This window comes from Nocardia sp. NPDC006630 (genome assembly GCF_040611495.1).
Taxonomy (GTDB): domain Bacteria; phylum Actinomycetota; class Actinomycetes; order Mycobacteriales; family Mycobacteriaceae; genus Nocardia.
In genome coordinates this window covers 300,723-316,345 of record NZ_JBEXOK010000005.1, presented here as the reverse complement: position 1 = coordinate 316,345, position 15,623 = coordinate 300,723, and the positions used below count along the sequence as shown (strand labels likewise).

Genomic DNA, 15,623 nt, shown 5'->3' with positions numbered 1-15,623 from the left:
TCCGCCGGTCCGGGAAGCGCCCGTTCGCCGGGGCGGGTGAACGCTCTACTGGTCCGGACCCCACTGCTGCTGCATGATTACGCCCTTGCTGACCAGCCATGGGAGCGGATCTTCCTTGGTTCCAGCGGCGTCCCAGATCTCCAGGTGCAGGTGGGGACCGGTGGAATCACCGCGATTTCCGACAGTCGCGATCACGTCGCCGGTGTTGACGCGCTGTCCGCGGGTCACGTACATATCGTTCACGTGGCCGTAGACAGCGGTGGTGCCGTCGTCCTGCTTGACGCGGACCCACAGGCCGAAGCCCTGCGCCGGTCCGGCATCCAGAACGGTTCCACCCATGACGGAGTGGATCGGAGTGCCGATGGCATCGGCGAAGTCGATGCCGTAGTGCATGGTGCCCCAGCGAGCGCCGAAGCCGGAGCTGATGACACCGGCGGTCGGCCGCACCGCGGCGGCGGGTGCCATCTTCTGCTGCAGATCCTTGAGCGTCGCCTCGGCCTGCGCCAGCGGGTTCGCGATCTCCGGCGGCAGGTTCTGCAGACCGAAGGGCGCGGGAGCCGGGGCCGCGACGGGTGCGTCACCGGCGGGGGCCGGAGCCGCGACGGTGGCGGCGACCTCGGCGGCCTGCTTGACGGCCGGGGCGGCATCGCGCAGTACCGCAGCATCCGCGTCCTGAGCGGCCGGCTTGTTCTCATGATTGGGGGCGACCGGTGCGGCGTGCGCGAGGGCCGGAACCATTTGGGTCGCGGTGCCGATCAAGGCACTCGCGGCGACCGCGGCTCCGGCCGCTACTTTGACGCGGTCGACGGTGGACGGTTCGGCCCGATGTCGCTTTCGGGCGACCGAGCCGATGCGGTGGATGCCCGAATCATCGAGCAAATCCAGAACGGATACGGAGTTCGCCGTCTCTCTGTGGTGCGACAAAGTTCGTCCTAGAGTTCGAAGTTCCGGTAACGATTCGGCATCGCTGTGATGGAAACAGTACTCGCCCGTGACCATTCCGCAACCTTGCGTTCGAAAATCCCAGGTGGCACTGCCCACCGGTAGATCACGAATAAGGGGCGGGGGCGCACACTTGTGGGCGTGCTTCTAGACGAGCTGAATACGCCGATCGTGCTCGCCCCGATGGCGGGCGGACCGTCCACACCCGAATTGACCGCTGCGGTCTCCGACGCGGGCGGACTGGGATTCCTGGCCGCCGGATATCTCGGCGCGGACGATCTCGGTGGGCGGATAAAACTGACACGCACCCTCACCTCCGCGGCATTCGGTGTGAATCTGTTTTACCCGTCCGCACCTAGTCCTGTGACCAGTTTCGGCGACTACGTTGATCTCCTCGCCCGCGAATTCCCCATCGGTGAGCCAAGATTCGACACCGACGCCTGGGCCGCGAAGCTCGATCTGCTGATCACCGATCCGGTGCGGGTCGTGTCGTGCACCTTCGGTTGCCCCTCGGGCGAGGAGATCGCGCGACTGCACGAGGCCGGATCGGAGGTGTGGGTCACCGTCACCTCGGTCGCCGAGGCGTGCATCGCCGCCGAGGTCGGGGCCGATGTGCTGATCGCCCAGGGTGCGGAGGCGGGCGGGCACCGCGGCAGCTTCGCCGACCGGCCGGAGGACGACACCGCCGATCCGCTGGGGCTGCTGACACTGCTGCAGCTGCTGCGGGCCGCCGTGGACCTGCCCCTGGTCGCCTCGGGCGGCATCGCCACGGGTGCGGCCGTGGCGGCGGCGCTGGTCGCCGGGGCCGCCGCCGCGCAGATCGGCACCGCATTCCTGCGCACCGACGAGGCGGGCACCGCTCCGCTGATCCGCGATGCCGTCACCCTCGACACCCCGACCATGCTCACGCGCGCCTTCACCGGCCGCCGCGCCCGCGGATTGCGCAATCAATTCATGCTCGACCACCTGGACGCACCCTCGGCCTATCCGGAAATCCATTACGCCACCGGTCCTTTGCGCGCGGCCGCCCGCGCCTCGGGCAATGCCGACGAAGTGAATCTCTGGGCAGGTCAGGCACATTCGCTGGCGGCCGAGCTACCGGCCGGCGAGCTGGTGCGGCAACTGTCCGAGGATGCGAAAACCGCTCTGAACAAGGCACTTTCGATTCGAATCCAGGGTTGTTGACAACCTTTTTCATCTAGAATCGGCTGACACCATCCGCCATCCCATGAGGAGAGCGATATGTCACTCGACGTACCCACCGCACTGCTCGAGCGCGCCGAACGCGGTGAAGTCAGCGACGAAGAGTTCGTCGAATGTGTTCGGACTTCGCTGCCCTACGCCTACGAGGTCGTCAGCCGAGTCGCTGCCGACCTGCATTCCGGTGCTGCCGAGGAATACGCGGACAATGTCATTCCACCGCCGGACGAAGTGGCACGCGGCCAGTTGCTGCGCGCCATGGCCTCCGACGCCATTCGCGGTGGGCTGGAACGGCATTTCGGCGTGAAGCTCGCTTTCCAGAACTGCCATCGCGTGGCAGCGTTCCCGCTCGCCGCCGTCGGCGGCGACACCTACAGCACCTTCATCTCCACCCGCGCCCAGCTCCTCAACCAGAGCCCCGAACTACGTAACTGCTGAGCGCAACCCCGCATCGGCGCGACCGGCAACCCCGGCCGCGCCGATGCGCGCGGCTCACCGTTTCCGGAACTTCTTGATCTCGACAGCGAACAGATAGACGAAGACCGCGAACGGCAGGTCGAAAAGCACCGCCGCGATGAGGATCTCTCCCCCGTCGAATTTCGGGTCGGTGAAGGAGATGATGATGCCCACCACCGTCATCATCCCGAAAAACATGACGAGCACGAACAATACGATCCACCATGCCACTCGGCCCACGCCGATCCTGGGCTTGCCCGAATCCACACCCGTCGCATTCGACAGCCGTTCGTCCGTGTACTGAGCAGCCGGCGAATACGGCGGATACGAAGCAACCGGCGGCACAGCCGCAGTGGACAGCCGGGAGTGTCCCTGCGTCGTGTATCCCGGCCCCGACGTGGGCCGATAACCCGTCCCACCCGGATATCCCTGTCCCGCAGGTGAATACCCCTGCACCGGTGGCGGCTGGACCTGGTGCGCCGGTGCGCTCCGGTAGGACGTCGCATAGCCCTGCCGCGCCGGTACCTCCGCTTGCCACTGCGGCATCTCGCCCTGCCACTGCGGCGCATATCCCTGCTGCGGCTGTGCGTAGCCCGCCTGGGGCGCACCGGATTCCACTCGGGGGTAGCCCTCGCTCGTCCCCCAGCGCACAGTCGGCGAGGCACGCGGCGCGGAGATGTTCGGCGGTGGCGGGCTCGGCGGTGACACCGCCGCACGGGCGGCCGCGGCCAGCGCGCCCGCACTCGCGTAGCGCAGTCCCGGATCCTTCTCCATCCCGCAGGCGATCACCTGGTCCAAAGCCGTTGGCACCGCGGGATTGTGCGCACTCGCGCGGGGCGCAGGGGCCGTGAGGTGCGCGGCCATCTGCTGCGGCGGGCTGGTGTTGCCGTAGGGGCGGTTCCCGGTGAGGCATTCGAAGAGCACGCAGGCCAGCGAATACACATCCGAGCGCAGATCCTCTGCGCCGGAGAATCGTTCGGGCGCCATATAGGACCAGGTCCCGATGGCGGCGCCGACGGCGGTCAGGGTGGTCGAGCCGACGCCGCGCGCGATGCCGAAGTCGATCAGGTAGGCGAATCCGCTCTCCAGCATCAGCACATTGGAGGGCTTCACATCCCGGTGGATCAGCCCGGCGGCATGCGCGACATCGAGGGCCTCGGCGACCTGCGCGACGACATCGACTGCGGCCGTGGGCGACAGCGCTCCGTCGGCCTCCAGGGTCCGGCCGAGATCGAAGCCGTCCACCAGTTCCATATCGATGAACAGCCGCCCATCGAGTTCACCGAAATTGTGGATGGGAACGATATGCGGTCCGCGCAGCCGGGCGGCGAGCCGTCCCTCCCGCTGGAACCGCCGCTGATAGTCCTCGTCCTCGACCAGTTCCGGCGGTAGTACTTTGAGGGCCACATCGCGCCCCATGCGAGTGTCCTCCGCCAGCCATACCTGCCCCATGCCGCCCCGCCCGAGCAACTTCCGGAGTCGGTAGTGACCCAGTGTGGCTTCTCCCGGCACATGTCCTCCCATCGATCCCTGCCATGCGCAAGGCGCTCAGCATACGACCATCCGGCGCCGATTCCCGCGTGGCCTTGACCGCTGCTCACCGAGTGCGCAATCCTGCAGCCGGACAGCGGAAAACAGCATTCCTAGGAGCAGCCGTGGCGACCGATGAGCCGACCGACACTTTCGACCTGTGGGATCAGGACGGCGACGGGTTGATCTCGAGCGGCGACATCCTCGCCGGAATCGAGGCCTTGGGCCTGGATATCGACGCCGATGCGGTGGGGCGACTGGTAGCCGCGGCCGATACCGACGGGGACTGGCTGATCTCGCGCGCCGAGTTCGAGGCGGCCAGGATCGGCCGGACCGTCGAGATCACCGATGCGGACGCGGCTTTCGAGACGTTCGATGTGAATCGCAACGAGCTGATCGAACTGGAGGAGCTGGAATCGCTGCTCCGCACCTGCCCCGAACTGAGCGACGATTCGGCCGCCGCATTGATCGCCGAGGCGGATCTGGACGGGGACGGCTACCTGTCCCGGGCCGAATTCGCCGCACTCCTGGCCCTGCTGGCGGGCTGAGACAGCCCCGCCGGCAGGTTGCGACAACAGCCCGTGGTTATGCCTCCTGGAGCTTCCGCTTCAACACCTTGCCGGTGGGATTGCGCGGCAGCTCCTCGAGGAACACCACCTCGCGCGGCACCTTGTACCGCGCCAGATTCGACTTCACGAAGTCCTTCACCTCGACCTCGCTGAAGACCTGCCCGTCGTGAACCACGACGAAAGCCTTGAGACGAGAACCGAATTGCTCGTCCGGAACGCCGATCACGGCGACTTCGCGGACGGCGACGTGCGTGTAGAGCAACTCCTCCACCTCGGCGGGGAAGACGTTCTCCCCACCGGAGACGATCATGTCGTCATCCCGGCCGTCAATGAAAAGCCTTCCGGCACTGTCGAAGTGGCCGACATCGCCCGAGGACATCAGGCCCCGGATGATCTCCTTGTGCCCGCCGCCGGTGTACCCCTCGAACTGGATCACATTGCCGACGAAGATGCGACCGGTCTCCCCCACCGGCACGGACTTTCCCTCCGTATCAAGGATTTCCACGCGCGCACCCAGCACCGGGCGGCCGACGCAGCCGGGTTCCACCGCCAGATCTTCAGGCGTGGCGATGGTCGCGTAGGCGACCTCCGTCGACCCGTACAGGTTGTAGACGACCGGACCGAAGGTGGCGGTCACCTCACGGCACAACTGCGCGCCGAGCTGCGACCCCGCCACGAAGACAATGCGCAGTGCGGACAGATCACGCCCGGTGACACCCTTGCCGCCCAGATCCACCATGCGGGACAGCATGACCGGCACCACGATCATCGTGCTGGCATGATGGCGCGCCACACTGTCGATGGCGACCTGCGGGTCGAAGCGCCGCCGGATCACGAGGGTGGATCCGAAGCCGAGAGTCAGCATGCCGCAGGCGAATCCGAGCGTATGGAACATGGGCGCGCAGCATTCGGTCACCTCGCCCGACCGGAACGGGACCTTGGAGAGCAGGCCACCCAGTGAGGCAAGGGATTTCGGCTCCGCACGCGGCGCACCCTTCGGAGTGCCGGTGGTGCCGCTGGTCAGCAGAATGATCTTGGGCTCGACTCCCGGCGACGGCGGCGCATCCGGCGAGCCGGCGGCGATGAGTGCCTCCAGGCTGTCTTCGCGGGGCGACTCCGTCCATGCCCGATAACTGCCCCGGTGCGGGGAGACCCCGTCCAGCATGCCGGCGTACTCCTCGTCGTAGACGAGCAGATCGGTGCCCTCCCGGGTGGCCACGTCCCGAATCTGCGGCCCCGCGAAGTCCGTATTGAGCAGAATGATTTTCGCGCCGCACTTGGCCGCGGCGAATATCGCATCCACGATCCCGCGGTGATTGCGCGCCAGAATGGCAACGCCCTCACGGGGTTTCAGCCCGCGCTCGCGCCAGGCATTGGCGAGCCGGTTGGACCGGTCCTCCAACTCGGCGAAGGTGAGTGAGCCGAGCTCGTCGATCAGTGCCGTCCGGTCGCCGTACCGGGCGGCCGACAGCCGCAGTCCGGCCGCGAGGGTGCCGTAGCGCAGGAGCGAGTTGGCCGCAGACAAGAGCACGGTCGGCGATTCGATCCGCACCAGCCCCGCACCCAAGGCCAACCGGGCGGACTCGAGCTCCAAATACGCCCGCTCCCCGAGCGAACGAATCAGTCCGAGTGTCATACAAGCGCCCCGATCACCACTGTGCCCGCCCCACTGCAGGCATCCGCCCTCAAACTAACGGTACGGGCGTACCCGCGCCAGAGGGACAACCGGCCGAACGCGCGGTGCCCCGCCTCCCCGGAACCGGGAGGCGGGGCACCGTCGTCACAGCATCAGGACAGCGTGGTGACCGTCAGCGCACCATCGGCGTACTGCGCCCGCAGCCGCTTCTTGTCGAACTTGCCGACACTGGTCTTGGGCACCTCGTCGATGAAGGCCCAGTGCTCCGGCAGCTGCCACTTGGCGAACTTGTCGGACAGGAAGTCGCGCAGCTCTTCGGGTTTCACCTCGGCGCCCTCGGCCAGCACCACCGCGACGAGGGGACGCTCATCCCACTTCTCGTCCGGAACGCCGATGACCGCGGCCTCCGCGACGGCGGGGTGACCCACCACCGCGTTCTCCAGATCCACCGAGGAGATCCACTCACCGCCGGACTTGATGACATCCTTGGACCGGTCCACCAGCGTCAGATACCCATTGGCGCTGATCTTGCCGACATCGCCGGTACGCAGCCAGCCGTCGTGGAACTTCTCCGGATCGACCTCGGCGCCGGTCGGCGAGTAGTACGCCCCGGTGATCCACGGCCCCTTCACCTCGAGCTCACCGAGCGCCTGCCCGTCATTGGCCACCACGGTCCCGTCGTCGGCGACCAGACGCGCCTGCACGCCCGCCGGGAAGCGGCCCTGCGTGTAGCGGTAGGCCCACTCTTCCTCGCCCTCGACACCGGCGGGCGGATGCGCCACCGACCCGAGCGGAGAGGTCTCGGTCATGCCCCAGGCGTGCAGCAGCTTGACCCCGTGCCGCTCCTGGAAGGCCCGCATCATGGACGGCGGCACCGCGGCGCCACCCACCACACAGGTGCGCAGATGCGAGATGTCCTGCGGCGCGGCCTGCAATCCGGCCAGCACACCGCCCCAGATGGTCGGCACGGCCGCCGCGAAGGTCGGCTTGGCCACCGCCATCATCTCCAGCAGCGGTGCGGGCTGCAGGAACCGGTCGGGCATGAGCACATTCGCGCCCGACATCAGCGCCGCGTACGGAATGCCCCAGGCATTGGCGTGGAACAGCGGCACGATGGCGAGCACGGTGTCGGAATTGTCGAAGCCCATACCGTTGGGCGAGATGACCTGCATGGCGTGCAGGTAGTTGGACCGGTGCGAATACACGACGCCCTTGGGGTCGCCCGTGGTGCCGGAGGTGTAGCACATGCCCGCCGCGGAACGCTCGTCCACGATCGGGAAGTCGAAGGTGTCCGGCTGTGCCGCAAGCAGTTCGGCGTAGGAGTGCACCTGCACGCCCTCGGGCGCGGTGAGTGCGGCGGCATCGCCATTGGCGACGATGACGTGCCGGACCGTCTTCAGATTCGGCAGATACTGCGCGAACATCGGCAGCAGCGAACCGTCGACGATGACCACCTGGTCCTCGGCGTGATTGGCCACGTACACCAGCTGCTCGGGGAACAACCGAATGTTCAGGGCGTGCAGCACCGCTCCCATGGCGGGGATGGCGACGTACGCGACCATGTGCTCGTTGTTGTTCCACATGAAGGTGCCGACCCGGTCGCCTTCGCCGATGCCCAGGTCACGCAGGGCATTGGCGAGGCGGGCCGCATCCGCGCCGACCTCCCGGTAAGTCTGGGTGCGAATCCCGTCCCCGGTCCAGGTGGACACGGTGCTGTCGCCCTGGAAGGTGGAGGCGTACCGCAGCAGTGTCGCGAGAGACAGCTGCTCGTCCTGCATGGTGCTCAACATTTCCCAACCGCTCCCTACATGTCCCTACGTGCGAGTGAACTGAGTCACGTCTCGGCAGAATAGCTGAATTCGGACATGGCCGGGATGGGCACCAACTGAGGGCAACCTGCCCGCAAAAGAAACTGCGGGCGGCGAACCCCACTCTCGCCGCCCGCAGTTCTTGTCGCCGACCCGCCACCGCCTGTGCGGCAACCAGCCGGCCTCGAAGTCCTGGAAAAGACCGGTGTCGCAACGACGCCCCCTGCGGCGCCGCTGAATAGCCAATCACTAACCAGGACAAGCAAATTGGAGTAGGATCTTCCGTGAATATAGGGAGTGGGACAGCGGGCTGTCCAGTCGGGGTGCGGCGGTGCAGGTCAGGCGGCGATCACCGTCTCAGAAGCTTTCCTGCGAGCCGCACTCGCACCGGCGCGAGTTACCCCGCCGGTGTCCAACCCTGCCAAAATGGCCGAAAATACCGATTGAGTGTCCGGGTATGCCTTACTGACCAGCGCTGATACCTCTACTGTCGAACTATGAATCGTGAGCCGTCCATCCTGATCATCGGCGCCGGATTCGCCGGCCTCGGCATGGCGCTGGAGCTGCAGCGCCACGGGCTGTCCAACTTCACCATCCTGGAGAAGGCGGCCGATCTGGGCGGCGTGTGGCGCGAGAACACCTATCCGGGCGCGGCCTGCGATGTCCCGTCACCGCTGTACTCCTGGTCCTTCGAGCCGAAATCCGATTGGCCGCGCCGGTTTTCGCATCAGGCCGATATCCACAACTACATGCGCACGGTCGCGGAGAAACACGACCTGCCTGCGAAGATCGAGTTCGGCGTCGAGGTCGACGAGGCGGAATTCGATGAGCAGGCCGGGATTTGGCGGGTGCGCACCACCGACGGCGTCACCCATATCGCCGATATCCTCATCCCGGCGGTGGGGCAGCTCTCGCGCCCGGCCATGCCGAACCTGCCCGGCATCGACAGTTTCACCGGCGCCGCGTTCCATTCCGCCCAGTGGGATCATTCGGTCGACCTCACCGGCAAACGTGTGGCATGCATCGGCACGGGAGCCTCTGCCATTCAATACATTCCGGCGATCGTCCCGCTTGCCGCACATCTGACGCTGTTCCAGCGTTCGGCCGCCTGGGTGCTGCCCAAGTTCGACACCGAGTACAGCGCGATGCACAAGGCCCTGTTCAAACACGTGCCGATCACGCGCATGGCGGAACGCTTCGCGATCTGGTCGCTCTTCGAGGTGCTCGCCTTGGCGCTCACCGATATCCCCGCCATGAAGGCGCCGGTGATCGCGCTGGCCGATCGGCATCGCGAGAAGCAGGTGCCCGATCCGGCCTTGCGCGCCAAGCTGACTCCCGATTACGCGGCCGGCTGTAAACGCGGCCTGTTCTCCAACGAGTACATGCCCGCGCTCGGCCGGGACAATGTGACCGTGGAGACCACCGCCATCGAGGCGGTCACCCCCACCGGCATTCGCACCGCCGACGGCGTGGAGCATCCGGTCGACGTGATCGTCTACGGCACCGGCTTCAAGGGCACGGAATTCCTTGCGCCCATGAATATTTACGGCGTGGGCGGTCGCAAGCTGGCCGATGCGTGGTCGGCGGAGGGCGCCCGCGCATACCTCGGCATCTCAGTGCCGGACTTCCCCAATCTGTTCATGATGTACGGGCCGAACACCAATGTCGGCTCGGGTTCGATCATCTACATGCTGGAGTCGCAGGCCCGGTACATCCGCCAGGTGGTGGAGTACCTGGCGCCCAAGCCCGGGACATTTCTGTCCGCGCGCGCCGAGGTCGAACAGTCCTGGGACGACTGGCTGCAACGCCGCTTGAAGGACACTCCGTGGAACTTCTGCTCCAGCTGGTACCGCAATGCGTCCGGGCGCATCACCAATAACTGGCCCGGTGCGACGGTGCTGTTCCGTTGGAAGACAAATACATTCAAGCCCTCCGACTACGAGGAGACGCAGTCCGGACGGCGGTGATACGCGGCGGCGGCGGTGTGCGCGGACCCTTGACTCCCCCGCTCAACTGTCTGAGACTGTCATCACTCCGGCAATTGATCGTCTGAGACACAGGCGACAACGCCAGGGCGTATCCGAGCTTTCGGAGGGTCTCAATGACGCTGCCTTCTTCGCCCGCACAGTCCACCGCCGCCATCCCGGTCGAAACCCTGCCCGACCGCACGGCCCGCTGGGCGCGGGAATGCCTGGAGTGGGCCAGGGTGCCGTTCCTGCCGCCAGGCCGCCGGGTCGGCCGCGTCTACGACATCGTCGGCCCGCAGAACCTCTTCGGCGAGGATTCGCTCTTCATCAATCTCGGCTACTGGCGCGATCGCCCCGAGAGTCTCGACGCGGCCAGCCGCGATCTGGCCCGGCTGGTCGCCCGGGAGGCCGAACTCGGACCGGACGATGTACAGCTGGATGTCGGATTCGGTTACGGCGACCAGGATTTCCTGTGGGCGCGCGAATTCGGCCCCAAGGAAATCATCGGCATGAATATCGCCACCGAACAGATCGAGATCGCCACCCGGCGCGCCGCCGAACTCGGTCTCTCCGACCGGATTCGCTTCGAATACGGTTCCGCCATCGACCTGCCGCGCGCCGACGCCTCCTGCACCAAGGTCACCGCCCTGGAGTCGGCCTTCCACTTCCCCTCCTACGACCGCTTCTTCGCCGAGGCGTACCGCGTCCTGCAGCCCGGCGGCAAACTGGTGACCGCCGACATCACCGTGCGCCCCGGCCCCGTCACCGATCTGATGATCCGCGCCTCCGACCGCCCCGGCGCCGAACGCACCGCCTACGACCTCCCCCGCTACCGAAAGGCGCTCACCGCCGCCGGTTTCGAGAATGTCAGCGTGTATTCGATTCGCCGCGACGTCTATTCACCCCTGGCCACCTACCTGAGCAAACGCCTCCGCGACCCCGACATGCGCCGCGTCAACCCGGTTCTGCGCGCCACCTTCAGCCGCCCCGGCCTGCTCGCCTGGGGCCCCTGGGCCGACTACATCATCGCCGTCGCCACCAAACCCTGACCCCGCCCGACCCCTGGGATGCTGTCCCCCGAGCCCCAACCAGGTAGACTCCCCGACGTTCAGGTCGGCCCAGCGCCACCGGTTCAGCCTTCGTAGCTCAGGGGATAGAGCAACCCTCTCCTAAAGGGTAGGTCGCAGGTTCGAATCCTGCCGAGGGCACAGTTGCCGGCTCTGCGGAGTCTCCCGCTACGGGAGAGTTTTCCCGCGCATCGGGCTTGACTGTCCTGTAGTGGCAGCGCCGATCGTCATGGCATGACAAACACAACGGCTTCTCTCGACCACACCGTCCTCGTCGAGGACTACACCACGCTCTGGAACGAGCCGGACGCCGAACTGCGGCGCCGGGCCATCGCCGCGCTGTGGTCCGCCGGCGGCGTGGAGTACGTCGAGGGCGCCCACTTCGCCGGGCTCGACGAGCTCGATGCTCGAGTTGCCGAGGCGCACAACGCATTCGTCGCCAGTGGCCGGTACCGCGCAGTCAACGCCGCTGATGCCCGCCGCCATGGCGACCTGGTCCTGTTCACCCTGCAATTGGCGACCCCCGATACGGGCGAAATCGCCTGGGCTGCACGCGTGTTCCTGCTGCTCGACAGCGACGGAAGAATCCGCGAGGACTACCAGATCACCGTACAAGCACTGGCCGTTCAGTAGCCGACGCCGGGTCACTCCCGCCGCACTGCGCCAAACCTCTTTGTAATAAGACGCTTTCACAGAATTGGGATTCGACATGTCGTACTTCTCCGCACCGGATGGAACCGAACTCTTCTACCGTGACTACGGCAGCGGCAGCCCCGTCGTTTTCGTGCACAGCATGCTGATGAGCAGCGATATGTGGCAGCACCAGATGTTGCATCTGGCCGCACGCGGGCACCGCGCCGTCGCCTACGATCGCCGTGGGCACGGCAGATCCGACGATCCGGGCACCGGATACGAATTCGACACTCTCGCAGACGATCTGGCCGCACTGCTGGACCGGCTGGAGCTGACCGGCGTAACACTGGTCGGGCACTCGATGGGCGGCGGCGAGGTGATCCGGTACCTGGCCCGCCACGGCAGCGACCGCATTGCCCGCATCGCGCTCGTCGGCGCCACCGCCCCACACCTCGGCATCGACCCGCGGATCGCGACGGCACTGCTGGACCAACTCCGCACCGGCTATGCCCAGTGGGTGACCGACAATGCCGGACTGTCCTTCGGAGACGATCTGCCCGGCTGCCATATCCCGCACCTCGAGAAGGAGGCCACCATCCGGGACTGGATGCGGGTATCCCTGCACGCCGCGGTGGAATGCAACCGCATCAATCTGGCGGCCGACTTCCGGACCGAGGCGAGCCGGATCGGTGTCCCCGCATTGATCCTGCACGGCGACCACGACGCCTTCGCCCCGCTGGAGATCAGTGGGCAGCGCTCGGCCGACCTGATCCCCGACAGCAAACTCGTCGTCTACGAGAACGCCTCGCACATGCTGCATCTCTCACACCGTGAACAGCTCAATCACGACCTACAGGAGTTCGCACTGACCGTTTAACGTCGCACGGGGTGGCGAACCGCGGCAGGACAGTGATGAAGCTTATCCAGTACGCGAAAGGCCCTCCGCGGGTTGCCAACTCAGGGTTGGCCGATCCGCGGAGGGCGCAATCAGGAACCGAACTACATCGGGTAGATCGAGTGCTTGCGGGGGTTGAACTCCGGCTTGACCGGTGATTTGTCGCGCAGCAGGCGGAGGGCTTGGCGGATCTCCAGGCGGGTGCGCGCCGGTTCGATGACGGCGTCGATGTATCCGCGCTCGGCGGCGACCCACGGGGTGGCCATTGTCGCGTTGTACTGGTTGATCATGAATTCGCGCGCGGCCGCTCGATGTTCCTCGGCCACGGCGGCCAATTGCCGTTTGCCGATGAGGTCGACCGCGCTTTCGGCGCCGATCACCGCGATGCGGGCTGTCGGCCAGGCGAAGCTGATATCGGCGCCGACCTGACGGGCGCCCATCATCCCGTACGCGCCGCCGTAGGACTTGCGCACCACCAGGTTGATGATCGGCACTGTCGCCTCGATGATCGCGCGCGGGACACGACCACCGCGAATGATCACGCCGTTGGCTTCCTCCACGAGGCCCGGCAGCACGCCCGGGGTATCGACGACGAAGATGAGGGGAATGTTGAATGCGTCGCAGAGCCGGATGAAGTAGGTCGACTTGTCCGAGCAGGCGGCGTCGATGGAACCGCCGAGCACCAGCGGCTGGCTGGCGATCACACCGACGGGGCGACCGTCGACCCTGGCGAACCCCGTGATCAGATTCTGCGCGAATTTCTCGCGGACCTCGTGGAACTCACCGTCGTCGAAGAGCCGCAGCAGGATCTCGTGCATGTCGTAACCGGCGCGATCGGAGTCCGGGATGATCTTGTCGAGCTCGCGGTCGGAGTCCGTGATCTCCGGTTCCAGGCCCGGATTCACGATCGGCGGCTGTTCGACGCAGCTCGTCGGCATATAGCTCAGGTAATTGCGGGCCCAGTCGTAGGCCTCCTGCTCGGTCTCGGCCACGTGATGCAGGGTGCCGCGTTTGGCCTGCACCTCCGCGCCGCCGAGCTCCTCGGCGCTGACGTCCTCACCGTTGACGGCCTTGATCACATCCGGCCCGGTGACGAACATGTAGGAGTCTTTGGTGCCGATGAGCACATCGGTATTGATGGGCCCGTAGACCGATCCCGCCGCGCATTTGCCGAGAATGATCGAGACCTGCGGCACGTAGCCGGACAGTTTCTCCAGCACCCGGGAAATATCGCCGAACGAGGCGATGGAACCCACAGCGTCCTGAATTCGGGCGCCGCCCGAATCGTTGATCGTCACCACGGGGCACGCATTGTCGAACGCGAATTGCAAGGCCCGCATGAACTTCTGGGCGGAGGTGACGCCGACGGTCCCGGCGTACACGGTCTGATCGTGGGAGATCACCACCACCGGACGCCCGCCGATCGTCCCGCGACCGGTGACCAGTCCGTCACCGTAGAGCGCATCCGGCTGACCGGGCTGGCGGGCCAGCGCACTGGTCTCGATGAACGTCCCGGGGTCGAGCAGCATGTGCACGCGCTCGCGAACGCTGGGAATGCCCTTCTTCGCCCGCTTGGCGATCGCGGCCTCGCCCGCCGGTTCCGCGGCGATCGCCAGGATCTTGGCCAGCTCATCAAGCTTGGCCTGGGTACCGATCACGCTAACTGCCACCTTCCAACCAACTCTTATGCTCTCGCGACGTTAAGCGGTGTCGACACAGAACACATCACAGCATCAGATATACGGGATGAATCACAATCATGGTGGGGCCCACATCCCGAATCCCACAATGCCAGGTGGCTCAGACCGCGAGACCGGCGCTCCACGAATCGGCCACCGGTTCCGGTACTCGAATCGGTGACGCGGGCGGAGGTAATGCATCAGGAACGATCGGGCGCGGAGCGACCTCCATGACCGCTTCCGCCACCGCGAGGCAGGCGCCCAGGCGCGGCGGATTACGCAAGCCCGAATCACTCTGCAGCAGTAGCCGGACCGCAGCCCACGGCAGGTTCACATCGGCGAAGGCCGTTTGGAACAGTCCCGCCGAGGGGCGCGGATTGGCTTCCAGCAGTACCGGTTCGCCATTGCGGTAGCGCAATTGCACATTGGTCAGATAGGCGAGTTCGAAATGCCGGACGAGTTGGCGGGCGATGTCGACCACCTCCGGGTTGTCCAGCAGCATGCGGAAGCGGCCCTGCTTCGAACGCGGAATGCCGACCAGCAGTTCGCCTCCCGGCGCCGAGAGGCAGTCGATGCTGATCTCGGGGGCGTCGAGGTACGGCATGACGAGCAGTTCGAACTCCGGTTCGCCCTCCTCCGCCGAGCGCTGCAGGGCCTCGGCCACCGCGTCGACCGAGGCCACCGGGCGGGGCGGAGCCAGCAGGCTGGCCATGCTGAGCGGGCGATCGTCCAGGATTCGGAAGCCGAAGGCCGAATACTCACCGCTCGGCTTGATGCAGACGGTCTCGCCTCCTGCCGACAATTCCGCGACGGCCGCGCGCAATCCGTCGGCATCGGACACCACGCGCCACGGCGGCACCGGAATGCCTGCGGCACTGGCGGCTTCATAGGTGCGCGTTTTACTGGTCAGCACCTGCACCGCGGACAGCGGCGAGCACATCAGGCTGGTACCGACCGCCGCGAAATCCGCGGCGTGCCCGGCGAGGGCGTCGAGGCGGCGCGGCGGTATGAGGACATCGATGTGGTTGGTCCGGCAGAAGTCGAGCGCGAATTGCGCGTACTCGTCATTGCCGACGTGGCGAGGTTCGACGGCCGGCACATCGCAGACCGACAGCGCCGCCGCGCCCGGATCCACATTGCTGGCGTACATGGTGACGTCGACCCCGTCGGGGTTCTCCCGCAGCAAGCGCATGACCTGGGCGGTTGCCGCCCCGGCACTGCTCAGCCAAATACGAAGCGTT

General features: G+C 66.2%; 13 protein-coding genes and 1 tRNA gene. 8 read left to right on the top strand and 6 right to left on the bottom strand.

What is annotated here, in order from left to right; genetic code table 11:
- Positions 1-45 precede the first annotated feature (45 nt).
- Entirely contained in the window at positions 46-924 is an 879-nt protein-coding gene (locus ABZX86_RS16670; RefSeq protein WP_355124301.1) for a M23 family metallopeptidase, read from the bottom strand.
- A gap of 159 nt (positions 925-1,083) precedes the next feature.
- Between ABZX86_RS16670 and ABZX86_RS16665 the strand changes: the two genes are divergently transcribed.
- Both ABZX86_RS16665 and ABZX86_RS16660 read left to right on the top strand, forming a co-directional pair.
- Positions 1,084-2,127, top strand: coding sequence for a nitronate monooxygenase (locus tag ABZX86_RS16665; protein ID WP_355124299.1), 1,044 nt, complete (start codon positions 1,084-1,086; stop codon positions 2,125-2,127).
- 57 nt (positions 2,128-2,184) lie between these two features.
- Positions 2,185-2,580: an SCO5389 family protein gene (locus ABZX86_RS16660; RefSeq protein ID WP_327143649.1), complete on the top strand. Its 396-nt coding sequence runs from the start codon at positions 2,185-2,187 to the stop codon at positions 2,578-2,580.
- 54 nt (positions 2,581-2,634) lie between these two features.
- On the opposite strand, the gene ABZX86_RS16655 is transcribed toward ABZX86_RS16660, so the two are convergent.
- A complete protein-coding gene (locus ABZX86_RS16655) occupies positions 2,635-4,122 on the bottom strand; it encodes a protein kinase (protein ID WP_355124297.1) in 1,488 nt (495 codons plus the stop codon).
- Positions 4,123-4,253: 131 nt separating this feature from the next.
- On the opposite strand from ABZX86_RS16655, the gene ABZX86_RS16650 reads away from it, so the two are divergent.
- Positions 4,254-4,676 (top strand): EF-hand domain-containing protein, encoded by a 423-nt coding sequence (locus ABZX86_RS16650; protein WP_355124295.1) that lies wholly within the window; start codon positions 4,254-4,256, stop codon positions 4,674-4,676.
- 37 nt (positions 4,677-4,713) lie between these two features.
- Here ABZX86_RS16650 and ABZX86_RS16645 read toward each other — a convergent pair whose 3' ends face one another.
- Positions 4,714-6,333: an acyl-CoA synthetase gene (locus ABZX86_RS16645; protein WP_355124293.1), complete on the bottom strand. Its 1,620-nt coding sequence runs from the start codon at positions 6,331-6,333 to the stop codon at positions 4,714-4,716.
- A 152-nt stretch (positions 6,334-6,485) separates the two neighbouring features.
- On the bottom strand, positions 6,486-8,123 hold the full coding sequence (locus tag ABZX86_RS16640; RefSeq protein WP_355124291.1) for a long-chain fatty acid--CoA ligase: 1,638 nt from the start codon (positions 8,121-8,123) through the stop codon (positions 6,486-6,488).
- A gap of 515 nt (positions 8,124-8,638) precedes the next feature.
- On the opposite strand from ABZX86_RS16640, the gene ABZX86_RS16635 reads away from it, so the two are divergent.
- From ABZX86_RS16635 to ABZX86_RS16615, 5 genes are all read left to right on the top strand, one after another.
- Positions 8,639-10,108, top strand: a complete 1,470-nt coding sequence (locus ABZX86_RS16635; RefSeq protein WP_355124289.1) for an NAD(P)/FAD-dependent oxidoreductase — start codon at positions 8,639-8,641, stop codon at positions 10,106-10,108.
- Positions 10,109-10,242: 134 nt separating this feature from the next.
- Positions 10,243-11,157, top strand: coding sequence for a methyltransferase domain-containing protein (locus ABZX86_RS16630; protein ID WP_355124287.1), 915 nt, complete (start codon positions 10,243-10,245; stop codon positions 11,155-11,157).
- Positions 11,158-11,243: 86 nt separating this feature from the next.
- Positions 11,244-11,316, top strand: a tRNA-Arg gene (locus ABZX86_RS16625).
- Positions 11,317-11,409: 93 nt separating this feature from the next.
- On the top strand, positions 11,410-11,808 hold the full coding sequence (locus ABZX86_RS16620) for a hypothetical protein (protein WP_355124285.1): 399 nt from the start codon (positions 11,410-11,412) through the stop codon (positions 11,806-11,808).
- A 76-nt stretch (positions 11,809-11,884) separates the two neighbouring features.
- Positions 11,885-12,685, top strand: a complete 801-nt coding sequence (locus tag ABZX86_RS16615; protein WP_355124283.1) for an alpha/beta hydrolase — start codon at positions 11,885-11,887, stop codon at positions 12,683-12,685.
- Positions 12,686-12,807: 122 nt separating this feature from the next.
- Here ABZX86_RS16615 and ABZX86_RS16610 read toward each other — a convergent pair whose 3' ends face one another.
- Together ABZX86_RS16610 and ABZX86_RS16605 are read right to left on the bottom strand one after the other, a co-directional pair.
- Positions 12,808-14,361, bottom strand: coding sequence for an acyl-CoA carboxylase subunit beta (locus ABZX86_RS16610; RefSeq protein ID WP_355124281.1), 1,554 nt, complete (start codon positions 14,359-14,361; stop codon positions 12,808-12,810).
- Between the two features lie 142 nt (positions 14,362-14,503).
- On the bottom strand, positions 14,504-15,574 hold the full coding sequence (locus ABZX86_RS16605) for an ATP-grasp domain-containing protein (RefSeq protein ID WP_355124279.1): 1,071 nt from the start codon (positions 15,572-15,574) through the stop codon (positions 14,504-14,506).
- Positions 15,575-15,623: the final 49 nt, after the last annotated feature.

Excerpts from the sequence above, each read along its gene's own strand:
- ABZX86_RS16605 (WP_355124279.1), bottom strand. The coding sequence starts at position 15,574 with ATGCGCTTGCTGCGGGAGAACCCCGACGGGGTCGACGTCACCATGTAC.
- ABZX86_RS16615 (WP_355124283.1), top strand. The coding sequence starts at position 11,885 with ATGTCGTACTTCTCCGCACCGGATGGAACCGAACTCTTCTACCGTGAC.
- ABZX86_RS16645 (WP_355124293.1), bottom strand. The coding sequence starts at position 6,333 with ATGACACTCGGACTGATTCGTTCGCTCGGGGAGCGGGCGTATTTGGAG.
- ABZX86_RS16660 (WP_327143649.1), top strand. The coding sequence starts at position 2,185 with ATGTCACTCGACGTACCCACCGCACTGCTCGAGCGCGCCGAACGCGGT.
- ABZX86_RS16630 (WP_355124287.1), top strand. The coding sequence starts at position 10,243 with ATGACGCTGCCTTCTTCGCCCGCACAGTCCACCGCCGCCATCCCGGTC.
- ABZX86_RS16655 (WP_355124297.1), bottom strand. The coding sequence starts at position 4,122 with ATGGGAGGACATGTGCCGGGAGAAGCCACACTGGGTCACTACCGACTC.
- ABZX86_RS16635 (WP_355124289.1), top strand. The coding sequence starts at position 8,639 with ATGAATCGTGAGCCGTCCATCCTGATCATCGGCGCCGGATTCGCCGGC.
- ABZX86_RS16620 (WP_355124285.1), top strand. The coding sequence starts at position 11,410 with ATGACAAACACAACGGCTTCTCTCGACCACACCGTCCTCGTCGAGGAC.
- ABZX86_RS16640 (WP_355124291.1), bottom strand. The coding sequence starts at position 8,123 with ATGTTGAGCACCATGCAGGACGAGCAGCTGTCTCTCGCGACACTGCTG.